19 protein-coding genes are annotated in these 22,737 nt (G+C 73.2%); 14 read left to right on the top strand and 5 right to left on the bottom strand.

What is annotated here, in order from left to right:
- Nucleotides 1-8: 8 nt before the first annotated feature.
- The 10 genes from murG to AB0C87_RS33175 all read left to right on the top strand — a co-directional run bounded on the left by murG (nt 9) and on the right by AB0C87_RS33175 (nt 10,110).
- The gene (murG, locus tag AB0C87_RS33220; RefSeq protein WP_089312300.1) at nt 9-1,103 is read left to right on the top strand and encodes an undecaprenyldiphospho-muramoylpentapeptide beta-N-acetylglucosaminyltransferase; all 1,095 of its coding nucleotides are present in this window, start codon (nt 9-11) and stop codon (nt 1,101-1,103) included.
- Complete coding sequence (gene murC / locus AB0C87_RS33215; protein ID WP_345175489.1) at nt 1,100-2,539, top strand: UDP-N-acetylmuramate--L-alanine ligase; 1,440 nt, start codon at nt 1,100-1,102, stop codon at nt 2,537-2,539. The genes murG and murC overlap by 4 nt, the downstream gene beginning before the upstream one ends.
- 133 nt (nt 2,540-2,672) lie before the next feature.
- Nucleotides 2,673-3,452 carry an FtsQ-type POTRA domain-containing protein gene (locus AB0C87_RS33210; protein WP_360581131.1) on the top strand — a complete coding sequence of 260 codons (780 nt, stop codon included), beginning with the start codon at nt 2,673-2,675 and terminating at the stop codon, nt 3,450-3,452.
- 342 nt (nt 3,453-3,794) lie between these two features.
- Entirely contained in the window at nt 3,795-5,249 is a 1,455-nt protein-coding gene (ftsZ, locus tag AB0C87_RS33205) for a cell division protein FtsZ (protein WP_345175484.1), read from the top strand.
- Nucleotides 5,246-5,974, top strand: coding sequence for a peptidoglycan editing factor PgeF (gene pgeF / locus AB0C87_RS33200; RefSeq protein WP_345175483.1), 729 nt, complete (start codon nt 5,246-5,248; stop codon nt 5,972-5,974). The genes ftsZ and pgeF overlap by 4 nt, the downstream gene beginning before the upstream one ends.
- A 59-nt stretch (nt 5,975-6,033) precedes the next feature.
- Nucleotides 6,034-6,729 carry a YggS family pyridoxal phosphate-dependent enzyme gene (locus tag AB0C87_RS33195; RefSeq protein WP_345175627.1) on the top strand — a complete coding sequence of 232 codons (696 nt, stop codon included), beginning with the start codon at nt 6,034-6,036 and terminating at the stop codon, nt 6,727-6,729.
- A 105-nt stretch (nt 6,730-6,834) separates the two neighbouring features.
- Nucleotides 6,835-7,371, top strand: coding sequence for a cell division protein SepF (gene sepF / locus AB0C87_RS33190; protein ID WP_345175482.1), 537 nt, complete (start codon nt 6,835-6,837; stop codon nt 7,369-7,371).
- 21 nt (nt 7,372-7,392) lie between these two features.
- Nucleotides 7,393-7,689, top strand: a complete 297-nt coding sequence (locus AB0C87_RS33185) for a YggT family protein (RefSeq protein ID WP_089312594.1) — start codon at nt 7,393-7,395, stop codon at nt 7,687-7,689.
- Nucleotides 7,690-7,746: 57 nt separating this feature from the next.
- Nucleotides 7,747-8,670 (top strand): DivIVA domain-containing protein, encoded by a 924-nt coding sequence (locus AB0C87_RS33180; protein ID WP_345175479.1) that lies wholly within the window; start codon nt 7,747-7,749, stop codon nt 8,668-8,670.
- 153 nt (nt 8,671-8,823) lie between these two features.
- The gene (locus AB0C87_RS33175) at nt 8,824-10,110 is read left to right on the top strand and encodes a hypothetical protein (RefSeq protein ID WP_353833448.1); all 1,287 of its coding nucleotides are present in this window, start codon (nt 8,824-8,826) and stop codon (nt 10,108-10,110) included.
- A 51-nt stretch (nt 10,111-10,161) separates the two neighbouring features.
- Here the strand turns inward: AB0C87_RS33175 and AB0C87_RS33170 are convergent, their stop codons facing one another.
- Both AB0C87_RS33170 and ileS read right to left on the bottom strand, forming a co-directional pair.
- Complete coding sequence (locus tag AB0C87_RS33170) at nt 10,162-10,953, bottom strand: DUF1707 domain-containing protein (protein WP_345175476.1); 792 nt, start codon at nt 10,951-10,953, stop codon at nt 10,162-10,164.
- 136 nt (nt 10,954-11,089) lie between these two features.
- Entirely contained in the window at nt 11,090-14,263 is a 3,174-nt protein-coding gene (gene ileS, locus AB0C87_RS33165) for an isoleucine--tRNA ligase (RefSeq protein WP_345175474.1), read from the bottom strand.
- A gap of 851 nt (nt 14,264-15,114) precedes the next feature.
- Between ileS and AB0C87_RS33160 the strand changes: the two genes are divergently transcribed.
- The 3 genes from AB0C87_RS33160 to AB0C87_RS33150 are packed head-to-tail and all read left to right on the top strand — an operon-like array spanning nt 15,115 to nt 17,158.
- The gene (locus AB0C87_RS33160) at nt 15,115-15,528 is read left to right on the top strand and encodes a TraR/DksA C4-type zinc finger protein (protein WP_345175625.1); all 414 of its coding nucleotides are present in this window, start codon (nt 15,115-15,117) and stop codon (nt 15,526-15,528) included.
- Nucleotides 15,501-16,226, top strand: a complete 726-nt coding sequence (gene lspA / locus AB0C87_RS33155) for a signal peptidase II (protein WP_345175472.1) — start codon at nt 15,501-15,503, stop codon at nt 16,224-16,226. The genes AB0C87_RS33160 and lspA overlap by 28 nt, the downstream gene beginning before the upstream one ends.
- Nucleotides 16,226-17,158: an RluA family pseudouridine synthase gene (locus AB0C87_RS33150; protein WP_345175469.1), complete on the top strand. Its 933-nt coding sequence runs from the start codon at nt 16,226-16,228 to the stop codon at nt 17,156-17,158. The genes lspA and AB0C87_RS33150 overlap by 1 nt, the downstream gene beginning before the upstream one ends.
- 19 nt (nt 17,159-17,177) lie before the next feature.
- Here AB0C87_RS33150 and AB0C87_RS33145 read toward each other — a convergent pair whose 3' ends face one another.
- From AB0C87_RS33145 to AB0C87_RS33135, 3 genes are all read right to left on the bottom strand, one after another.
- A complete protein-coding gene (locus AB0C87_RS33145) occupies nt 17,178-17,489 on the bottom strand; it encodes an AzlD domain-containing protein (protein WP_345175467.1) in 312 nt (103 codons plus the stop codon).
- Nucleotides 17,486-18,133 carry an AzlC family ABC transporter permease gene (locus AB0C87_RS33140; protein ID WP_345175622.1) on the bottom strand — a complete coding sequence of 216 codons (648 nt, stop codon included), beginning with the start codon at nt 18,131-18,133 and terminating at the stop codon, nt 17,486-17,488. The genes AB0C87_RS33145 and AB0C87_RS33140 overlap by 4 nt, the downstream gene beginning before the upstream one ends.
- A 95-nt stretch (nt 18,134-18,228) precedes the next feature.
- Entirely contained in the window at nt 18,229-18,522 is a 294-nt protein-coding gene (locus AB0C87_RS33135; protein ID WP_345175620.1) for a chorismate mutase, read from the bottom strand.
- 524 nt (nt 18,523-19,046) lie between these two features.
- On the opposite strand from AB0C87_RS33135, the gene dnaE reads away from it, so the two are divergent.
- On the top strand, nt 19,047-22,577 hold the full coding sequence (gene dnaE, locus AB0C87_RS33130) for a DNA polymerase III subunit alpha (RefSeq protein ID WP_345175465.1): 3,531 nt from the start codon (nt 19,047-19,049) through the stop codon (nt 22,575-22,577).
- The last annotated feature ends 160 nt before the right edge of the window (nt 22,578-22,737 follow it).

Below are 22,737 nucleotides of genomic sequence, written 5' to 3'. Positions count from 1 at the left end.
CAACGGACATGAGGGTTGTCCTGGCCGGCGGCGGCACCGCCGGACACATCGAGCCCGCCCTGGCGCTCGCCGACGCGCTGCGCCGCAACGACCCGAACACCGGGGTCGTCTGTCTGGGGACCGAGCGGGGGCTGGAGACCCGTCTCGTCCCGCAGCGGGGCTACGAGCTCGCCCTGATCCCGCCGGTGCCGCTGCCGCGCACGCTCACCCCGCAGCTGCTGTCGGTGCCCGGCCGGCTGCGCGGGGCGATCAACGCGGCGGCCTCCGTCCTCGACCAGGCCCAGGCCGACATCCTCGTCGGCTTCGGCGGCTACGTCGCCACCCCGGGCTACCTCGCGGCGCGCAAGCGCAAGGTGCCGATCATCGTGCACGAGGCCAACCCGAAGCCCGGCCTGGCCAACAAGCTCGGCGCCCGCTTCACCGAGCACGTGGCGGTCTCGCACGCCGACTCGCCGCTGCCGAACGCCCGCTTCGTGGGGATCCCGCTGCGCCGCGAGATCGCGACGCTGGACCGGCTGGCGATGGGCGACAAGGCCCGCTCCTACTTCGGGCTGCTCCCCGACCTGCCCACGCTGCTGATCTTCGGCGGCTCGCAGGGCGCCCGCTCGCTGAACCAGGCCGCCGTGGCCTCCGCGCCGTACTTCCGGCAGGCGGGCATCCAGGTGCTGCACATCGTCGGGCCGAAGAACACCGAGGAGCCCGAGCCCGCGGCCGGCGGCCCGCAGTACGTCACGATCCCCTACTGCGACCGGATGGACCTCGCCTACGCCGCCGCCGACATGGCGATGTGCCGCGCGGGCGCGATGACCTGCGCCGAGCTGGCCGCGGTCGCGCTGCCGGCGGTGTACGTCCCGCTCCCGATCGGCAACGGCGAGCAGCGGCTGAACGCCGAGCCGATCGTCGCGGCGGGCGGCGGCATGCTGGTCGACAACGCCGAGCTGTCGCCGGACTGGATCGCCCGGCACCTGCTTCCGGTGCTGGCCGACCCGGCCCGCGTCGCGCACATGTCGGAGGCCGCCGGCCGGATGGGCCGCCGCGACGCCGACGTCGCGCTCGCCCAGATGGTCTACGAAGTGGTCCGCTCCGCGGGCGCCGCCCGATGAGCCTGATCGACCCGGGGGAGGCGGTGCCGGCGGCCGATCTCGGACGGGTCCACTTCATCGCGATCGGGGGCGCCGGCATGTCCGGCGTCGCCCGCATCATGCTGCGGCGCGGCATCGCCGTGTCCGGCAGCGACGCGCGCGACTCCGAGCTGCTCACCCAGCTCGGCGACCTCGGCGCCAAGGTGTTCGTCGGGCACGACGCCGCGCACGTGGGCGACGCCGACACCGTCGTGGTGTCCACGGCGATCCGCGACACCAACCCCGAGCTGGTCGCCGCACGCGCGCGCGGGCTTCGCGTCCTGCACCGCTCGGCCGCGCTCGCCTCGCTGATGGCGGACCGCCGGGCCGTCGCGGTCGCCGGCACGCACGGCAAGACCACCACCACCTCGATGCTGACGGTGGCGCTCCAGCACGCCGGCGCCGACCCGTCCTACTGCATCGGCGGGCAGCTCGTCACCACGGGTCTCGGCGCCGACGAGGGCACCGGCGAGGCGTTCGTCGCGGAGGCCGACGAGAGCGACGGCTCGTTCCTCATGTACACCCCGAACATCGCGGTCGTCACCAACGTCGAGGCCGACCACCTCGACAACTACGGCGGGTTCGAGAAGGTCAAGGAGAACTTCGCCCGCTTCGTCGACCGGATCGAGCCGGGCGGCACCCTCGTCGCCGGCGCCGACGATCCGGTCGCGATGGAGCTCGCCGAGCGGGCGCGGGCCCGCGGCCTGACGGTGCTGACCTACGGGCAGGCCGAAGGCGCCGACCTGCGCGTGACCGGGTTCACGCCGCGCGGCCTCGGCTCCCGCTTCGAGATCGAGGGCGACGGGGAGTTCACGCTGGCCGTGCCGGGGCGGCACAACGCGCTCAACGCCGCCGCCGTCGTCGCGGTCACGCGGTCCCTCGGCCTGGACGACGCGCCGGTGCGCGACGGTCTCGCCGCGTTCGGCGGGGCGATGCGGCGGCTGGAGCGCAAGGGCGAGGCGGGCGGCGTCGAGGTGTTCGACAGCTACGCCCACCACCCGACCGAGCTGACCGCCGACCTGGACGCCACCCGCGACTACCTGGGGGAGAAGGGCGAGGGGCCGGACGGGCGGGGCCGCATCGTCGCCGTGTTCCAGCCGCACCTGTACAGCCGCACCCGGTTCTTCGCCGCCGAGTTCGGCGCCGCGCTCGGCCTCGCCGACGTCGCGGTCGTCCTCGACGTCTACGGCGCCCGCGAGGACCCCGAGCCCGGCGTCACCGGCGCGCTGGTCGCCGACGCCGTCCCGCCGGGAACCGAGACCGTCTACGCGCCCGAGCGGGACGAGGTGCCCGGCATCGCGGCGTCGCTCGCCCGCCCCGGCGACGTCGTCATCACGCTGGGCGCCGGTGACGTGACCCAGCTCGGCCCGCTCATCCTGGAACGGCTCGCCGGGGCGCAGGGCCCGTCGGGGCGATAGGGCTCGACAGGAGATCGGGCTCGCCGAGGGGGTCGGGCATGTCGGGGGGATCGGCTTTCGGTGGAGCGGGGCGTGACACGCCGTCGCGCGCGGGGTCGGCGGCCGGCGCGGGGATCACTGTCAGGCTTGGGGCATGACCGAGGCGCAGACGGGCCGCCGCGCGTCGCCGGAGCCGGAGCCGGAGCCGGAGCACGATCCGGACACGGAGACCGCGGCGCCGGACGGGCGCGCCCGCGCGAACCGCTGGAAGGTGGTGTTCGTCACCCTCCTGGTGGTCGGCGCGCTCGGCGCGGTGTCCTGGGTCCTGCTCGGGTCGAGGCTGCTGGTGGTGCGGCACGTCGAGGTGACGGGCACCCGCCTCGCGTCCGCCGACCAGGTGGTGGCCTCCGCCGGGATCGATCTCGGCACGCCGATGGTGCGGCTCAGGACGGGCGCGGTCCGCGACCGCGTCGAGCGGCTGCGCGAGGTCGAGTCGGCGGCGATCGAGCGGCGCTGGCCGGGGACGGTCCGCATCGTCGTGCGGGAGCGCGAGCCGATCGCGGTGTTCCGCGACGGCGACGGCTACCACCTGCTCGACCGGCACGGCGTGACCGTCGCCGACGAGGAGGCCCGCCCGGCGGGGCTTCCCGCGCTCACGGTCGCCTCGCCCGGGCCGTCCGACCGGGCGACCCTGGCGGCGCTCACCGTGCTGTCCGCGCTGCCCGAACGCCTCAGCGGCAAGCTCACCGAGGTGGAGGCGAGCGGTCCCGAGGAGGTGACCCTCTACATGGCGGGCGGCCAGACGGTGGTGTGGGGGGCCGCCGAACGGGCAGACGAGAAGATCAGGTTGCTGGACGCCGTGCGGCGGACGGCGGCGGGGCGCGCCGTCCGCACCGTCGATGTCAGCTCGCCGGAGGTCCTCAAGACGGAATGAGCCCGCTCGGGCGGCCGGGCCGGGGGACCTGCGAAGGCGGGCGGTCCGCGACACGCCGGTGGAGTTCGGGGGAGGTTAGTTGACCCTGGCGGTAAGGCCGCCCTACTGTCCGTATCAGTCCTCAGGTTGACATAACTGTAAGCCTCAAGTTGAGGGTGAGGGTTTACCCCCGCCAGCAGACGGCTTCGCAGCGAGGCTTCACAAACCAGCTCGAACACACAGCTCGGATACACAGAGCGAAACACAGCTCAAAGCACAGTCGGAATACAGGTCGGGAACACCGCGACGGCACGGTCGGCAGATCGGGCAGGGCGGTCGGAGAGAGCGGAAAGGCCCCTCGTCGTGGCAGCACCGCAGAATTACCTCGCGGTCATCAAGGTCGTCGGCATCGGCGGCGGCGGCGTCAACGCCGTCAACCGGATGATCGAAGAGGGACTCAAGGGCGTCGAGTTCATCGCGATCAACACGGACGCCCAGGCGCTGCTGATGAGTGACGCCGACGTGAAACTGGACGTGGGCCGCGAGCTCACCCGGGGCCTCGGCGCCGGGGCGAACCCCGACGTCGGCCGCAAGGCCGCCGAGGACCACCGGGAGGAGATCGAGGAGGTCCTCAAGGGCGCCGACATGGTGTTCGTCACCGCCGGCGAAGGCGGCGGCACCGGCACCGGCGGCGCGCCCGTGGTCGCCAACATCGCCCGCTCGCTCGGCGCGCTGACCATAGGCGTCGTCACCCGGCCCTTCAGCTTCGAGGGCAAGCGCCGCGCGATGCAGGCCGAGGCCGGCATCGAGACGCTGCGCGACGAGGTCGACACCCTCATCGTCATCCCGAACGACCGGCTGCTGTCGATCTCCGACCGGCAGGTCAGCGTGCTGGACGCCTTCAAGGCCGCCGACCAGGTGCTGCTGTCCGGTGTCCAGGGCATCACCGACCTGATCACCACCCCGGGCCTGATCAACCTCGACTTCGCCGACGTCAAGTCCGTGATGTCCGGCGCCGGCTCGGCGCTGATGGGCATCGGCTCGGCGCGCGGCGACGACCGCTCGGTCGCCGCCGCCGAGATGGCGATCTCCAGCCCGCTGCTGGAGGCCAGCATCGACGGCGCGCACGGCGTGCTGCTGTCCATCTCCGGCGGCTCCGACCTCGGGCTCTTCGAGATCAACGAGGCGGCGCAGCTGGTGTCCAACGCGGCGGCGCCCGATGCCAACATCATCTTCGGCGCGGTCATCGACGACGCGCTCGGCGACGAGGTCCGGGTCACGGTGATCGCGGCGGGTTTCGACGAGGGGCGTCCGGCCAAGCCGGTCCCTGAGCCGGAGAGCAAGCGGCTGCCTCCGCCCCCGCGTCCCGTCCCGCCGCCCGCGTCCCCGCCCGCGCCGGCCAACCCGATCCCCAGCCGGGTCGGGCGGTCCGAGCCGCCGGGCGCGCAGCCGACCGCGCAGCAGCAGTCGGTGGCGCAGGCCGCCGCCGCGTCCCCGCCCCCCGCTCAGCAGCGGCCGGAGGCCGACCGTCCCGCGCCCGCGCGGGCGCAGGACGACCGGTCCGCCGGGCGCGGCGAGCAGTCCCGGCCCGAGGGGGCGGCGTCCGGGCAGCCGGGCCCGCCGGCCGACCGGGACGCCGGCGCTTCCGGCGGCGAGTCCGGCGGTTCGCGCGCCCCCGCGCCCCGCCCGCCCGCCGAGCAGCCCTCCCCCCGCGTGCACGCGGGGGAGAACGACGGCGGCCCCGCCTCCGGGCAGCGCCGCCGTCCCGTCGTGTTCGACGAGGACGACGACCTCGACGTGCCCGACTTCCTGAAGTGATCACCGCCGTCGCCCTGGGCGACGGCGTCGGCGCCGGCTTCACCGGCCGCGCCGGCGGCGTGAGCGGGCCCCCCTACGACTCCCTGAACCTCGGCGGCGCGGTCGGCGACGACCCGGCCGCCGTCCTGGACAACCGGCGGCGCGCCGCCGCCGCGCTCGGCGCCGACCCCGAGCGCACCGTCTTCATGCGGCAGGTGCACGGCGCCGACGTCGCGTTCGCCGCCTCGACCGACCTGCCCGGTCCGGTCGACGCCGTCGTCACGACCGTGCCCGGGCTCGCCCTCGCCGTCCTCGTCGCCGACTGCGCGCCCGTCCTGCTGGCCGACGCGGCCGCCGGGGTCGTCGGCGCCGCCCACTCCGGCCGCCCCGGGACGGCCGCCGGAGTCGTCCCGGCCCTGGTGAAGGCGATGTGCGAGCGGGGCGCCGACCCCGCCCGGATGACCGCGGCCATCGGACCCGCCGCGTGCGGCCGCTGCTACGAGGTCCCCGCGGAGATGCGGGACGAGGTCGCCGCCGTCGTCCCCGCCGCGTACTCCACGACGTCCGCGGGCACCCCGGCCCTCGACATCCGCGCCGGCGTCGCCGAGCAGCTCGCGTCCGCGGGGGTGACCCGCGTGACCGCCGACGGCCGCTGCACGATCGAGGACCCGGGCCTCTACTCCTACCGCCGCGAGGGACGCACCGGCCGTTTCGCCGGATATGTCTGGTTGAAGGAAGGCACGTGACCGACCGGGACCACACCGGCGCCGCCGCGGACGGCCCCGCGGCCGGGCGGCGCGCCGAGATCGCCGAGGGCCTGGCCGCCGTCCGGGCGCGCATCGCCGCCGCGTGCGCGGCCGCCGGCCGGAGCGAGGACGAGATCACGCTGATCGCGGTGACCAAGACGTTCCCCGCGTCCGACGTGCGGCTGCTGGCCGGGCTGGGCGTCACCGAGGTCGGCGAGAACCGCGACCAGGAGGCGCGCCCGAAGGCCGCCGACTGCGCCGACCTACCACTGACCTGGCACTTCGTCGGACGGCTCCAGACCAACAAGGCGCGCGCCGTGGCCGGCTACGCCGACGTCGTGCACTCCGTGGACCGGTCGCGACTGGTCACGGCCCTCGCGGAGGGCGCCGCCCGCGCCGGCCGCACGCTCCGCTGCCTCGTGCAGGTCTCCCTGGACGAGGCGGGGAAGAAGGGCGAGGTGGGGGAGAGGGGCGGGGCCGTGCCCGACGACGTCCCCGGGCTGGCCGACGAGATCGCCGCCGCCCCCGGCCTGGAGCTCGGCGGCGTGATGGCCGTCGCGCCCCTCGGCGCGGACCCGCTGCCCGCCTTCGACCGGCTCGCGGAGACGGCGGCGCGGATGAGGCGGAACCATCCGGACGCGCGGATCGTCAGTGCGGGTATGAGCGGCGATCTGGAGCAGGCGATCGCGTGCGGCGCGACACACCTGCGGATCGGTACGGCGTTGCTCGGCGGCCGACGGGCAATCGTCAGGTAATGTCCCCCCAGTGGTACCTGCCTGAACGCGGGAGGCCACGACTGATCAGTCCAACGGCGGGGCCGGACGCGCCCGGCGCCGAGGCCACAGGACACGGAGGGACGTATGGCCAGCGCGATGCGCAAGATGGCGGTCTACCTCGGCCTTGTGGAGGACGATCGCTACGACGACAAGTACGGCGACTACGACGAGTACGAGGTCTACGACGAGGAGACCGACACCGGGCAGGGACGCCGTCGCGATGACGAATCCGGCGGTCAGCTTACCCGAGCCGAAGAGGCGTCGGACCGCGATCGCGACCATCACTCCACGTCGACCATCGAGCGACGGTCCGTGGCGCTCTACGAGTCCGGTACCACCGACCTCGCGCGTATCACTACGCTGCATCCGAGGACCTACAACGAGGCGAGGACGATCGGGGAGCACTTCCGGGAGGGCACGCCGGTGATCATGAACCTGACCGAGATGGTCGACAGCGACGCCAAGCGCCTGGTCGACTTCGCGGCGGGTCTCGTGTTCGGGCTGCACGGCAGCATCGAGCGTGTTACCAACAAGGTGTTCCTGCTGTCGCCCGTCAACGTCGAGGTGACGGCGGAGGACAAGGCCCGGATGGCGGAACGTGGGTTCTTCAACCAGAGCTGAGAGTCGCATGCGAGAGTGTCCGTGAACATCGTTGGATCCGTCCTGCAGGGCGTTCTGTACCTCTTCCTGCTGTTCCTGATCGGAAGGCTGGTCCTGGAGGTCCTGCAGTCGTTCGCCAGGCAGTGGAAGCCGACCGGAGTGGTGCTCGTGATCGCTGAGGCGACCTACACGGTCACCGATCCGCCGCTGAAACTCCTCAGGCGTTTCATCCCGCCCATCCGGCTGGGTAACGTTGCCCTGGACCTCAGCTTCACGGTCCTCATCCTTGTGGTCTGGGTCTTGATCGTCTTCGTCGGCTCCATATTCGGCGGAGGTTAGGTCGATCGGATACCGTCCTTCGGGGACAGACTCCAAGCGCGCCAAGGAGACGAGAACATGCCGCTGACACCCGCCGACGTGCGGAACAAGCAGTTCAGTACCACCAGGCTGAGGCCGGGGTACGACGAGGAGGAGGTGGACGCCTTCCTCGACGAGGTCGAGGCGGAGCTCGACCGCCTCATCCAGGAGAACGAGGAACTGCGGGCCAAGCTGGCCGAGTGCCTGCGCGGCAAGGTTCCCGCCATGGCCGCTCCCATCGTGGAGCCCAAGCCGGACATCCAGAAGATCCCCGAGCCTCCCCGCCCCGAGCCGCAGCCGCAGCCCGAGCCGGAGCCCGTCCTCGGCGGCCTCGGCATGTCGTCCCCCGCCCCGAGCGGCGAGGACAACATGGACACCGCGGCCCGCGTGCTGGCGCTCGCGCAGCAGACCGCCGACCAGGCGATCGCCGACGCCCGCCGCGAGGCCGACGAGACGCTCGGCCGCGCCCGCCGCGAGGCCGAGGAGATCCTCGGCAAGGCCCGCCGGCAGGCCGACCAGATCGTCAGCGAGGCCCGCTCGCGCGCCGAGGCCCTCGACCGCGACGCCCAGGAGCGGCACCGCCAGGTCATGGGCTCGCTCGTGCAGCAGCGCGAGGAGCTCGAGCGCGAGGTCGACAACCTGCGCGCCTTCGAGCGCGAGTACCGCAGCCGCCTGAAGGTCTATCTGGAGGGCCAGCTCCGCGACCTGGAGGCGGGCAGCACCGAGACCGGCGCGTTCGCCGCCGTCCCGGGCGCGGCCCCCGTGCAGGCGCAGCAGAACACGCCCCAGGCCGGTCCGCAGACGGGCCCGCAGAACGCCCTTCCGCACGCCGAGAACCGCAACGGCGGCGGCGCGCCGGCACCGGGCACGTTCCCCTCGCCCGAGCACGCCCAGCAGGTCCAGCACTCGGCGACGGGCGCTTTCCACTCCGGCGGCGACAACCCGCCGCACGACAGGCGCTGACACGGACGCCTCAGGCGATAGTGTCGTTCCGATCGCCGCGCCGGGGATGGCGCGCCGCCATCCCCGCGGCGCCGGGCGGTCGTGCCCAGGGCCGGCCGCCGGCCCTCTCGCGCGGCCCGGAGCCTAGCGGTCTGAACGAGGGGGAGTGACCCTGTGATCATCCTGAGTGGCGTTCTCGTGGTAGTGGCGATCGCCCTGCTGGTAGCGGGAATCGTCGCGGGCAACGGAGACAGCGCGCAGGTCTTCGGCCTGGACGCCCTGGTGGTGATCTACATCTCGATCGCCGTCAGCATCGTCTCCGCGGTGTGCCTGGCCATCGGGGTGTTCCTGCGGCGCAAGGAGCTGTTCGGCCCGGGAGCGTCGCCGACCCCGGCCCGCCCCAGCAGGAAGGCGCAGAAGGCCAAGAAGGACAAGCGGGCCAAGGGCGGCGAGAGCGCCCCGGCCGCGTCCGCTCCGGCCAAGGACGCGCAGGGCGCCGCGAAGGCCGAGCCTCCGGCCGACCCGGCCGACACCGAGGTCGAGATCCCCGCCCCCGCCGTCGACGTCCCCGACGACGCGCTGGTGTTCGTCGTCCGCGGCCGCAAGCGCTACCACCTCGACACCTGCCGGCAGCTCGCCGGGCGGGACACCGAGGAGCTCACCTACGCCGAGGCCAAGGAAGAGGGGTTCAGCCCCTGCACGGCCTGCATGCCCGACACCGCACTGGCGGCGCGCGCCGTGGCGTCGGCCCCCGCGTCCGCCGACGCGAGCAAGACGGCGGAGACCGCACCCGCCGCCCGCAAGCCCGCCGAGCGATCCGAGAGCGGCCTCGCGGGCCTCGCCAAGCCCGCGCCCACCTCGTTCGACAAGCCCGGCGCCTCTGACAGGCCCGGCGCCCCTGACAAGCTTGGTGCCCCTGACAAGCCCGGCGCGTTCGACACGACGGCCGAGATCCCGCGGGCCGGCGAGCCCGCCGACGACGCGGACCGGAGCGCCGAGGACGCGGGCGCCCCGAAGCGGGGCGCGGCCGTTCCCACCCGCACCGACATGCCCGTCGCGGGCCTCTTCGCGTCCGGCGCCTCCGAGGAGCCCTCCACGGCCCCGGAGACGGCCGATCCCGCCGACGCCGAGACCGATGACCGGCCCGGCGCCGAACCGGGCGCTGCGGCCGAATCCGCGCCGCCGGACGTCACCGTCGACCTCGGCACCGCACCGTTCGGCGGTCCCGACACGGACGACGCCCCGGCGCCGGAGCCCGAGCCGGACGAGGCCGGCGACGACGGCCCGCAGGTCCGCATCCTGAGCGGCACCAAGCGCTACCACCGCGTCGACTGCGCCCTCATCGAGGACATCGGCGACGAGGCCGACGACCTGGAGTCGCTGTCGCGCGCGGAGGCGAAGGCCCGGGGCTGCACGCCCTGCCTGGTCTGCCAGCCCGACCGCGAGCACGCCCGCGACTGACCCGCCCCGCCTCGTTCGCGTGACCCCCGGGCGGCCCGAGCCGTCCGGGGCTCAGCGGCCGTGGTGCCGTTCGTCGCGCAGTTCGCGGAGGCGGTCCCGGCGCGCGTCGCGCCGCTCGCGGTGCAGCCGCCGCATCTCCTCGTGGTGCTCGCGGCGGAGTTCCTGGTGCTCGCGGTGGAGCTGGTGCCGCTCCCGGTGGCGACCGCGCTTCTCGCCCACGGCCTTGCGCTCGACCGAGATGCCGCCGAACAGCAGCATCCCGGTCAGCCGGATGACGGGCGCGTCCGGGTCCACGGTGTCGTCCTCGGGGAGGTCGGTGCCGCCGAAGATCGTGAAGTGGGACCCGACGACCCGCACGCCCGGCGGCACCACGATGTTCACGCCGCCGAACACGCAGGTCACGGAGAGGGTGACCTCGCCCTTGCTGAGGACCGCCTGCCGGAAGTCCAGCTCCACGCCGCCGAAGACGCAGGTGACCGTGGTGGTCGGCTCGACCAGCCAGCGCCCCTTGCGCTCCGCCCCGCTGAACACCGCCACGAGGTGCGGCGACTGCGAGGGCGGCGGCGGGAGCCGGGGCGCCTGCTCCTTGCGCAGGTCGACCCGCGGCCGCGGCGCGTGCTGCGAGGGCAGGTCGCTGAGCACGGGCTCCAGCTCGGCGTAGGTCTTGGCGTTGTAGACGACGTCGATGCGCTCGGCGTGCTCCTCCGGCGTGATGCGCCCCTCGGCCAGGGCCTCGCGCAGGCGGTCGGCGACCTCGTCGCGGTCGGCGTCCGACGCGCGCATGCTCGCGGACGACGGACGCGCGGGCGGTTCGGAACCGGACGGCTGCTCGGGAAGATTCACGGATCCATCATCGCAAACGCGATGTGTCGCGAAGAACCCCATCCCGAAATTTCCCCAACCCCGCGAAGTCCCGCAGGGCCCTCCGCCGCGGCCGGGCCGTACAGCCCGACCGCGGCGGAGGGTCCGTTGAGCTAGGTCACGCCTTGCGGAGGTAGTACGTGAGGCCGAGCTCCTCGTCGCGGGTGGCGGTGAGGCTCTCGGGACGGCCCTCGGACACCGAGGCGGCGAGCACCTCGGCGGCGACCTCGTCGGCGTGGGCGCGCAGCGCCTCGGCGAGGTCGGTGCCGGTGGCCTCCCACCACAGGTCGATGCGGTCGGTCACCTCCAGGCCGGCGGCCTTGCGGCCCTCCTGGACGAGGCGGACGGCCTCCCGCACCAGGCCCGCGCGGCGCAGTTCGGGCGTGACGGTGAGGTCGAGCGCGACCGTCTCGCCGGCGGCGCTCTCCACCGCCCAGCCGCTGCGCGGGCGCTCGGTGACGATCACGTCGTCCGGGCCGAGCGGCACCGCGCCGACGCCGTCGGCCTCGACCTGCGCCGAGCCCGCGCGCAGCGCCTGGACGAGGGCGGCCGGATCGGCGGAGGTGATCGCCTTGGCGACCTTCGGGGTGTCCTTGGCGTACCGCTTGCCCAGCTCGCGGAAGTTGGGCTTGACCTCGTACTCGACCAGGTCGCCGCCGATCGAGGACAGCTCCTCGAAGCCGAGCACGTTCAGCTCCTCGGAGATCTGCGCGCGCAGCTGCCCGGGCAGCGCGGACCAGCCGGGGGCGCCGACGAGGGCGCGGCCGAGGGGCTGGCGGGTCCGGACGCCGCTGGCGGCACGCGCGGACCGGCCGAGCTCGACCAGCCGCCGGACGAGCGCCATCCGCTCGGTCAGCTCCTCGTCGAGGAGGCCCTCGTCGACGGCGGGCCACTCGGCGAGGTGCACCGACTCGGGGCCGTCCTCGGGGCGGATCACGTCCCAGACGTGGTCGGTGATGAACGGGACGATCGGCGCCATCAGCCGGGTGAGGGTCTCCAGGCACTGGTAGAGCGTCGCGAACGCGGCCGAGCCCTCCGGCGTCTCCGGGCCCTCCCAGAAGCGCCGCCGGGAGCGCCGCACGTACCAGTTGGACAGGTCGTCCACGAACTGCGAGAGCCGGCGTCCCGCGCGGGCGGTGTCGAACTCCTCCAGCGCGGCGTCGACCTCGCGGACGGTGCGGTGCAGCTCGGCGAGCGCCCACCGGTCCAGGAGCGGGCGGTCGGCGGGGGCGGGCGCCTCGGCCAGCCGGTCCGGCGTCCACGCGCGCCCCTGCGCCCGCGCCGCGTTGGCGTACAGGACGAAGAAGGACGCGGTGTTCCAGTAGGTGAGCAGGACCTTGCGGACGATCTCCTCGAGGGCGCCGTGCCCGACGCGGCGGGACGCCCACGGCAGCCCGCTCGCGGCCATGAACCAGCGGACCGCGTCGGCGCCGTGCTGGTCCATCAGCGGGATGGGCCGCAGCACGTTGCCGAGGTGCTTGCTCATCTTGCGGCCGTCCTCGGCGAGGATCAGGCCGAGGCACACGACGTTCTCGTAGGACGACCGGTCGAACACCAGCGTCCCGACGGCCATGAGCGAGTAGAACCATCCGCGGGTCTGGTCCTGGGCCTCGCAGATGTACTGGGCCGGGTAGGCGTCCTCGAAGACCTCGTTGTTGCGGTGGGGGGCGCCCCACTGCGCGAACGGCATGGACCCGGAGTCGTACCAGGCGTCGATGACGTCGGGGACGCGGCGCGCCTCCGCCCCGCACCTGGGGCAGGGGAGGGTGACGTCGTCCACGTACGGGCGGTGCGGGTCGAGCGCGGAAAGGTCACTGCCCGCGAGCTCGCCCAGTTCCTTGAGCGACCCGACGCAGGTGATGTGCTCCTCGTCCTCGCCGCAGACCCACAGGGGGAGCGGCGTGCCCCAGTAGCGGCTGCGGGACAGCGACCAGTCGACGTTGTTGCGCAGCCACTCCCCGTACCGGCCGTGCTTGACGGTCTCGGGGTACCAGTTGGTCTTCTCGTTCTCCTCCAGCAGCCGGTCCTTGATCTGCGTGGTGCGGATGTACCAGGCCGGGAGCGCGTAGTACAGCAGCGGCGTGTGGCAGCGCCAGCAGTGGGGGTAGCTGTGGTCGAAGTGCCCGCCGCGGAACAGCAGCCCGCGCGCGCGCAGGTCTTCGGTGAGCGGCTCGTCGGCGTCCTTGAAGAACTTGTTGCCGACCAGGGGCACCTCGCGCAGGAACCGCCCGTCCGGCCCGATCGGGTTCACGATCGGCATGCCGTAGCGCTTGCAGACGGTCATGTCGTCGCCGCCGAACGCGGGGGCCTGGTGGACGAGCCCCGTGCCGTCCTCCACGGTGACGTAGTCACCCAGGACGACGTAGTGCGCGTCGGGGATGTCGACAAGGTCGAACGGCCGCCGGTAGGGGGTCCGCTCGAGCTCGGTGCCCTGGAACGTGGCGAGCCGCTCGGCGCCCTCGCCGAGGACCTGGTCGACCAGGGGCTCGGCCACCACGAGGACCTCGTCGGACCCCTCCGGCCGGGCCGCCACGTACGTGACGTCGGGGTGGACGGCCACGGCGGTGTTCGACACCAGCGTCCAGGGGGTCGTCGTCCAGATCAGCAGCGCGGCGCCCATCTCGGCCAGGGGGCCGGACGTGACGGGCATCCGCACGAACACCGACGGGCTGGACACGGTCTCGTACCCGCCCGGCTGGCCCAGCTCGTGGTCGGACAGGCCCGTCCCGCAGCGCGGGCAGTACGGCGTGATGCGGAAGTCGCGGAACAGCAGGCCCTTGTCGAACACCTGCTTCAGGGACCACCAGACGGCCTCGACGTACTCGGGGTCCATCGTGCGGTAGGCCTGGTCGGTGTTGACCCAGTAGCCCATCCGCTCGGTCATCTCCTCGAAGGCGTCCACGTGGCGCAGGACCGATTCGCGGCAGCGGGCGTTGAACTCCGCGACGCCGTACTCCTCGATGTCCTTCTTGCCGGTGAGGCCGAGCTCCTTCTCCACGGCGACCTCGACGGGCAGGCCGTGGCAGTCCCAGCCGGCCTTGCGCGGGACGTGGTGGCCCTTCATGGTCTTGAAGCGCGGGAAGACGTCCTTGAAGACGCGGGCCTCGACGTGGTGGACCCCGGGCATGCCGTTGGCGGTCGGGGGGCCCTCGTAGAACACCCACGGGGTCCCGGACGCGGTCCGCTCCAGGGACCGCTCGAAGACCTTGTTCTCCTGCCAGCGGCGCAGCATGTCCCGCTCCAGGGCGGGTAGATCGACCTGCGCGGGCAGCGGCCGAAAAGCTCGGCTCACGATGGCGGACCTCCGGATCGACGCGAACACGGTGACCGGAGGGACGAGGCGGCTGCCCCGCGGTACCACCCTCCTTGACCGTGCCCGTGCGGCGCGGTCCGCTTCGTTCCAGTCTGGGCGGCCGGGTCTACTGGGCCCCTCGGCGGGGCGGTTCTTCCGGCGGCTCCGGGGTGATCAGACCGCCGGGCTCGCCCCCGGGCTCGCACCGTCCCCGGGTCGCTCATGGCTGCGTGCGGCGGCAGGTGTCCCCATCAGTGCCTGCCATGCGACTGCTCGTCCCGACTTTAACGCACGCCGGGCCCCGCCTCTTCCCCTTTTCCCTCCCCGGGGACACGGTTCCTTTGCGATCTCGTGCGCGGCGGGGGAGTTTCCATGCGTTCGGCGACCGGGCATAAGCGGTCGGTAACACGGCCCAGGTTGTTTACCGTGCCCGAGAGAGGGGACCAATGCTGCCCGCACTGCCCGTTGAGGCGACCAGCGCGAGGGAGGCCGACATGGCCGGCGCGATGAGGGGCGCGACGCCCGCCGCAAGCAAGAGCCGGGGCACGGCTCGGCCGTCCCAGACCCGGCCGCCCGCCGCGAGGACGGACGCGAGAACGGGTGCGGCGGAGAAAGGCGCAGCAGGAAAAGGCACGGCTGAGAAAGACGCCCCGGGAAAGGGCGCCGCCGGAAAGGGCGGGGCGGGAAAGGACGCGGTCGACGCGGTCGACGCGGTTGACGCGGTCGAGGCGGGCGCCGCCAAGAACCCGGCGAAGGGCACCGCCGTGAAGCCGGGCAAGGCGGCCGGGCGTCGGCCCGGGAAACCGGGCGGGGCCGGGACGGCCGCCAAGACCGGCGGGGCGCCGCCGGACGTGCGTGAGCCTGCCAGGACGGCCGCCGCGGAGCTGCCGGTCCGCGAGGGGGAGCACCAGTGGACGCCGGCGGAGCTGGCGGAGGTGCGGGCGGGCCTGGAGGAGCAGATCGAGGGGCTGCGCAGCGAGATCGCCGCGTCCGCCAGCCAGATCGCCGAGGGCGACGCCAGCGACGGGGCCGGCGACGACCAGGCCGACGCGGGCGCCAAGACCTACGAGCGCGAACACGAGCTCGCGCTGGCCTACAATTCACAGGACCTGCTCGCCCAGATCGAGCGGGCCGTCCAGCGGATGGACGCCGGCACGTACGGGATCTGCGAGTCCTGCGCCAGGCCGATCGGCAAGGCGCGCCTCCAGGCCTTCCCGCGTGCGACCCTGTGTGTGACATGCAAACAACGCGAGGAACGTCGCTGAGCGACTCAACGAACCCAGAGCGGCAGGCCGGGGAGACCGCGGAGTCTCCCCGGCCGCGCCGCGTCGGCGTGCTGGTCGCCGTGGCCCTGGCCGCGCTCGCCGCCGACATCGTGTCCAAGATCATCGTGGTGTCGACGCTGCAGGACCGCGCGCCGGTCCGGCTGCTCGGCGGCCTGCTGACGCTGCGCGAGACCCGCAACAGCGGCGCCGCGTTCTCGATCGGCACCGGCTACACCATCGTGTTCACGCTGATCGCCTGCGGGGTGGTCGTGGCGATCCTGCGGACCGCCCGGAACCTGCGCAGCGCGCCGTGGGCGGTCTGCCTCGGGCTGCTGCTGGGCGGCGCGATCGGCAACCTCATCGACCGGCTGCTGCGGGCCCCGGCCCCGCTGAAGGGCCACGTCGTCGACTGGATCCAGCTGCCGCACTGGCCGGTGTTCAACCTGGCCGACTCCGCGATCGTCTGCGGCGGCGTGCTGGCCGTCCTGCTGGCGGCGCGCGGCCTCCAGGTGGACGGGACGCGCCTCAAGGACGAGGGCTCCGGCGCCGGCGAGACCCCGGACTCGGACGAGGGCCCGGAAGCGGAGACGTCCTCCGGCAGGGGGGAGGCCGCCGCCGAGGGCCGTGCCACCGAGCGCGCGGCCGCAGGCGAGCCCGAGGGAGAGGCCGAGGTTCCGGCCCCCGAGGAGAAGTCGTGATGGGCGACGTGCGGAGCCTCCACGTCCCCGACGGCCTGGAGGGCGAGCGGATCGACGCCGCCCTGGCGCGCCTGTTCGGGCTGTCGCGCGGCAGCGCCGCCGACATCATCGCCGCGGGCGACGTGGCATTGGACGGCGCGCCGGTGGCCACCAAGTCCGAGCGGCTGCACGCCGGCGCGTGGCTGGAGGTCACGCTCCCGCCGCCTCCCGCGCCGCCCGCCCCGGTCGCCGAGCCCGTCCCCGGGATGGGCGTGCTGTTCGAGGACGACGACATCGTCGTGGTGAACAAGCCGGTCGGCGTCGCCGCCCACCCGACCACCGGATGGACGGGCCCGACCGTCCTCGGCGGGCTGCTCGGGGCCGGGCACACGATCGCCACCAGCGGCGCGTCCGAGCGGCAGGGGATCGTGCACCGGCTCGACGCCAACACCACCGGCGCCATGGTCGTGGCGAAGAGCGAGGTCGCCTACTCGCGGCTCAAGCGCGCGTTCAAGGAGCGCCGCATCGACAAGCGCTACCAGGCGCTCGTCCAGGGCCATCCCGACCCCTTCCGCGGGACGGTCGACGCCCCCATCGACCGGCACCCCTCCGGCGACGGCCGGTTCGCGGTCGTCGCGGGCGGGAAGCCGTCCGTCACCCACTACGACACCGTCGAGGCGTTCCGGGCGGCGTCGCTGCTCGACATCGACCTGGAGACGGGCCGCACGCACCAGATCCGCGTTCACATGTCGGCGATCCGGCATCCGTGCGTGGGCGACATGGCCTACGGAGCCGACCCGACCCTGGCGGAGCGCCTCGGCCTCAGGCGGCAGTGGCTGCACGCCGTGCGGCTCGGGTTCGAGCACCCCACCAAGGGCGAGTGGGTGGAGTTCGAGAGCCCCTACCCGGACGACCTGGCCCACGCTCTGGAGATCGTCGCTGCCGAGTCCTGAGCTCAGGACAGCGCCCCCCTCAGAGACCGAGCAGGCGCAGCCCCGCCGCGACAGCGGCCGCGACGACCAGCACCACCAGGAACGGCGCGCGCAGCAGGAGCGCGGCGACGGCGGCGCCCAGGCCCGCCAGCCGCGCGGCGTCGAGATCGAGGGCCCGGCCGTCGGCGAGCGCCTGGACGGCGATCAGCGCGGTGAGCAGGGCCACGGGGACCAGTTCGGTGAACCGGCGCACCCGGGGGTCGTCCAGCATGCGGCGCGGGGTGAGGAGCCCGCCGAGCTTCAGCGCGTAGCAGCCGAGCCCGGTGGCGATCACCGCGATCCAGACGCTCACGGCGCGGTCCTCCGGCCGAGCAGGGCGGGCAGCGCGGCGACGGCGGCCAGCATGACCGGCACGCCCGGCGGCAGCACCGGCGTCGCCGCCACCGCGATCACCGCCGCCGCGACGGCGACGCGGACCGCGGTCCGCCCGCTCGTGAGCCGGGGCCAGAGCAGGGCGAGGAACGCCGCCGGACCGAGGACGTCCAGGCCCACGGCCTCGGGATCGCCCAGCCGCGCCGCGCCCACCGCGCCCAGCAGCGTGGTGAGGTTCCACGCCAGGTAGAGGGTGATCGCCGTCGTGTAGAACCCGGCGCGGGCCGCGGCCCGGCCGCGCTGGGCGGTCGCCACGGCGGCCGTCTCGTCGATGACGACGTGCGCGGCGGCGAGCCTGCGCCGGCCGCGCACGCCGAGCGTCGCCGCGAGCCGCATCCCGTACAGCGCGTTGCGGCCGCCGAGCAGGACCGCGCCGAGGGTCCCGGCGACGAGCCCGCCGCCCCCGCCGATCACCCCGGCCAGCGCGAACTGGGACGCGCCGGTGAACGCCAGGAGGCTCAGCGCGCACGCTTGCGCGACCGTGAGCCCCGCCGTGACCGCCGCGGCGCCGAACGCCAGGCCGGACACGCCGACGGCGATGCCCACGCTGAGCCCGTGGCGTATGGCTGCGGCCCGCGCGGCCTCGTCCGATTCGCCCGCCTCCGGAGCGGTCTCGTCCGGGACGTCCTCACCGGCCGCCCGCGCGGACCCGGGCGCGCTCATCGGCCGGACTCGGCCGCGTCCAGCCCCGCCTCGATGATCGCGTTCACGATGGGGGCGAGCCGTTCCGGGCCGAGGGAGGGGGCGCGCACCGCCATGGCCTCGACGATCCGCCGCTCGCGCTCGGGGTCGCGGCCGGCGAAGCCGCCGACCGGCTTGAGCCGCTGGACGACGGCGGCGACCGCGGTGCGGTGCTCCAGCAGCGTCGCGAGGGCGGCGTCGAGGCCGTCGATCGCCTCGCGGGCCTCGGCGAGCGTGGTGACGTCGGCGGCCGACGGCAGCGCGACCCGCATCTCGCCGGACGGCTCGCGGACCGGGCACGCCGCGTCCGCGCCGACGTGGTCGATCACCTGGTCGTTCATCTCGGATCCCCTCTCGCGCGGCCCTTCCGGGCGGGGGAGCGGGTGCCCCGGGCCGCGCCTGATCAGCGAAAAGGCTGCTCCAGAAGAAAGGCGGAGTCCACGGGGACTCCGCCTCGGCCGGCTCCGGGGTCGTCGCTAGGTCGCGCGGGCGACCGGCTCACCCGGAGCCGGCCGCGTAAACCTGAGATGGCGACGTTCCACGGGACGATCGTATGCCGTGCCGCCCGGCGGGCCAAACTCCGGACATCCCGTCCCGGGTTCCGAGACGACCGGAAGGGGGCCCCCGGGGATTGGGCGCGTCGGGGCGCGAGTGACCAGGGATGCGGGTTAGGCTCTCAGAGCCGCGTCGTTCCGGCGCCCGCCGGCCCGACGACGTTCCCCCGGTACCGAGCCGCGACCACGTGCCGACCCCGCACGTGGGCGGTCGCATGCGACGAGCAGGAGGCGCAGCACGCATGGCCGACTCTTTCGTTCACCTGCACGTTCACACCGAGTACTCCATGCTCGACGGAGCCGCGCGGTTGAAGCAGATGTTCGAGGAGGTCGGCCGGCAGAAGATGCCGGCGATCGCGATGACCGACCACGGCAACATGCACGGCGCCTACGACTTCCACAAGCAGGCGACCGCGGCCGGCGTGACCCCGATCATCGGCATCGAGGCCTACATGGCGCCGGAGTCCCGCTACCACAAGAAGAAGGTCCAGTGGGGTGAGCCGAGCCAGAAGCGCGACGACGTCTCCGGCGGCGGCCTGATCAACCACATGACGCTGTGGGCGCGGAACAGGGCGGGCCTGCACAACCTGTTCAAGCTCTCCAGCCGCGCCTACACCGAGGGCTTCGTCTTCAAGTACGCGCGCATGGACGAGGAGCTGCTCGCCGAGCACTCCGAGGGCCTCATGGCCACCACCGGCTGCCCGTCCGGCAAGGTCCAGACCCGGCTGCGGCTCGGCCAGTTCGACGAGGCGCTGAAGGCCGCCGCGAACTTCCAGGACATCCTCGGCAAGGAGAACTACTTCCTGGAGCTGATGGACCACGGCCTCGAGATCGAGCGCCGCGTCCGCGACGGCCTCATCGAGATCAGCAAGCGGCTGAACATCCCGCCGGTCGTCACCAACGACTCCCACTACACGCACGAGTCCGAGGCCACCGCCCACGACGCGCTGCTGTGCGTGCAGGTGGGCAAGCAGCTCGCCGACCCCGACCGGTTCCGGTTCGACGGCAGCGGCTACTACCTCAAGACCGCCGAGGAGATGCGCGCCATCGACTCCTCCGACATCTGGGCCGAGGGCTGCAGGAACACCCTGCTGATCGCCGAGCGCGTCGACCCCGCCGGGATGTTCGAGTACCGCGACCTCAGCCCCCGCTTCCCCGTCCCGGAGGGCGAGACCGAGGAGAGCTGGTTCCGCAAGGAGGTCTGGAAGGGCCTGGAGCGCCGCTTCCCCGACGGCCTCCCGGACGGCTACAAGGAGCAGGCCGAGTACGAGATGGGCGTCATCCTCGGCAAGGGGTACCCGTCTTACTTCCTCGTCGTCGCCGACTTCATCATGTGGGCCAAGGAGAACGGCATCCTGGTCGGCCCGGGGCGAGGCAGCGCCGCGGGCTCGCTGATCGCCTACGCGATGGGCATCACCGACCTCGACCCCATCCCGCACGGGCTGATCTTCGAGCGGTTCCTGAACCCCGAGCGCGCGTCCATGCCCGACATCGACATCGACTTCCCTGAAGACCGGCGGGCCGAGGTCATCAAGTACACGACCGAGAAGTGGGGCGCCGACAAGGTCTCCTTCATCGCCACGTTCGGCACCATCAAGGCGAAGGCCGCCATCAAGGACGCGGGCCGCGTCCTCGGCTTCCCGTACGCGCTCGGCGACCGGATCTCCAAGGCGTTCCCGCCCGCCGTCATGGGCAAGGACATCCCGCTGTCGGGCATCTTCGACGACAAGCACCCGCGCTACGGCGAGGCGGGCGAGCTGCGCAAGCTGTACGAGGAAGAGACCGACGTCAAGCAGATCATGGACCTGGCGCAGGGCCTGGAGGGGCTGATCCGCCAGACCGGCGTGCACGCCGCCGGGGTCATCATGTCCGGCGAGACGATCACCGACCACATCCCGATCATGCGCCGGGACGCCGACGGGGCGATCATCACGCAGTTCGACTACCCGACCTGCGAGTCGCTCGGCCTGCTGAAGATGGACTTCCTCGGCCTGCGCAACCTGACGATCATCGACGACGCGCTCCAGGGCATCCGCAAGAACAAGGGCGTCGAGGTCGACCTGCTCGCCCTCCCGCTGGACGACAAGAAGACCTACGAGCTGCTCGCCCGCGGCGACACCCTCGGCGTGTTCCAGTTCGACGGCGGCCCCATGCGCTCCCTGCTCCGGCTGATGAAGCCGGACAACTTCGAGGACATCTCCGCCGTCGGCGCCCTGTACCGGCCCGGCCCCATGGGCGCGAACTCCCACACCAACTACGCGCTGCGCAAGAACGGCGCGCAGGAGATCACCCCGATCCACCCGGAGCTGGAGGAGCCGCTCAGGGAGATCCTCGACACCACCTACGGCCTGATCGTCTACCAGGAGCAGGTCATGGCGATCGCGCAGAAGGTGGCGGGCTACACGCTCGGCAAGGCGGACCTGCTCCGCCGCGTCATGGGCAAGAAGAAGAAGGCCGAGCTGGACGCCCAGTTCGTCGGGTTCGAGCAGGGCATGATCGACAACGGCTTCTCCAAGGAAGCCGTGAAGACGCTGTGGGACATCCTCGTCCCGTTCTCCGACTACGCCTTCAACAAGGCCCACTCCGCCGCGTACGGCCTCGTCTCCTACTGGACGGCCTACCTCAAGGCGAACTACCCGGCCGAGTACATGGCGGGCGTGCTCACCTCCGTCGGCGACGACAAGGACAAGAGCGCCCTGTACCTGTCGGAGTGCCGCCGGATGGGCCTGAAGGTGCTGCCGCCCGACGTCAACACGTCCGAGGCCGACTTCACCCCGCTCGGCGACACCGAGATCCGTTTCGGCCTGTCGGCCGTCCGCAACGTCGGCACCAACGTCGTGGACGGGATCGTCGCGGCCCGCCGCGAGAAGGGCGCCTACACCGACTTCAACGACTTCCTCAACAAGGTCCCGCCGCCGGTGTGCAACAAGCGGGTCGTGGAGTCGCTGATCAAGGCGGGCGCGTTCGACGAGCTCGGCCACCAGCGCAAGGCGCTGCTGATGGTGCACGAGCAGGCCATCGACTCGGTCATCGACATCAAGCGCAAGGAGGCCGTCGGCCAGGACTCCCTCTTCGGCGCCCTGGAGGACGACGGCGGCGAGGACGCGTTCGCCGTCGCGATCCCCGAGGGCGAGGAGTGGGACAAGACGACCCTTCTCGCGTTCGAGCGGGAGATGCTCGGCCTCTACGTGTCGGACCACCCGCTCCTCGGCGTCGAGCACATCCTGGAGCGGGAGGCCGACTGCACGATCGCCGTCCTGAACGGCGGCGAGCGTCCCGACGGCCAGGTGGTCATCGTGGCCGGGCTGCTGTCCGGCCTCCAGCGCAAGGTCACCAAGCAGGGCAACTCCTGGGCCATGTTCCAGCTGGAGGACCTCGGCGGCTCCATCGAGGTGATGTGCTTCCCGTCGTCCTACCAGCTGTGCTCGACCCTCCTCGCCGAGGACGCCATCCTCGTCGTCAAGGGTCGCCTGGACCGCCGCGAGGACGTAGCGAAGATCATCGCGATGGAGGTCGTCCAGCCCGACCTCAGCGTCACCGACGCGACCGGCCCGCTCTCGGTCACGCTGCCGCTGGGCCGCTGCACGCCCCCCACGGTGTCGCGCCTCAAGGAGGTGCTGATCACCCACCCCGGCACCGCCGAGGTGCACCTCCACCTCCAGAACGGCCCCCGCACAACGGTGGTCCGCCTGGACGACCGACTCCGCGTGGCCCCGTCCCCCGCCCTGATGGGCGACCTGAAGCAACTCCTGGGCCCCTCCTGCCTGGGGTGACCCAGGCGTAGCCCCCCGGGCCGGGGGGGGGGGCCCGCGCGGCGGGCCCCCCCCCCCCCCCCCCCCCCCCCCCCCCCCCCCGCCCCCCGCCCGGCCCCCCCCCGCCCCCCCCCCCCCCCCCCCCCCCCCCCCCCCCCCCCCCCCCCCCCCCCCCCCACCC

It is taken from the genome of Actinomadura sp. NPDC048021, assembly GCF_040653135.1.
Classification (GTDB): domain Bacteria; phylum Actinomycetota; class Actinomycetes; order Streptosporangiales; family Streptosporangiaceae; genus Spirillospora; species Spirillospora verrucosospora.
This window is presented reverse-complemented; position numbering and strand designations above follow the sequence as displayed.

Excerpts from the sequence above, each read along its gene's own strand:
- murG (WP_089312300.1), top strand. The coding sequence starts at position 9 with ATGAGGGTTGTCCTGGCCGGCGGCGGCACCGCCGGACACATCGAGCCC.
- murC (WP_345175489.1), top strand. The coding sequence starts at position 1,100 with ATGAGCCTGATCGACCCGGGGGAGGCGGTGCCGGCGGCCGATCTCGGA.
- AB0C87_RS33210 (WP_360581131.1), top strand. The coding sequence starts at position 2,673 with ATGACCGAGGCGCAGACGGGCCGCCGCGCGTCGCCGGAGCCGGAGCCG.
- sepF (WP_345175482.1), top strand. The coding sequence starts at position 6,835 with ATGGCCAGCGCGATGCGCAAGATGGCGGTCTACCTCGGCCTTGTGGAG.
- AB0C87_RS33180 (WP_345175479.1), top strand. The coding sequence starts at position 7,747 with ATGCCGCTGACACCCGCCGACGTGCGGAACAAGCAGTTCAGTACCACC.
- lspA (WP_345175472.1), top strand. The coding sequence starts at position 15,501 with ATGCAAACAACGCGAGGAACGTCGCTGAGCGACTCAACGAACCCAGAG.
- AB0C87_RS33150 (WP_345175469.1), top strand. The coding sequence starts at position 16,226 with ATGGGCGACGTGCGGAGCCTCCACGTCCCCGACGGCCTGGAGGGCGAG.
- AB0C87_RS33135 (WP_345175620.1), bottom strand. The coding sequence starts at position 18,522 with ATGCGGGTCGCGCTGCCGTCGGCCGCCGACGTCACCACGCTCGCCGAG.
- dnaE (WP_345175465.1), top strand. The coding sequence starts at position 19,047 with ATGGCCGACTCTTTCGTTCACCTGCACGTTCACACCGAGTACTCCATG.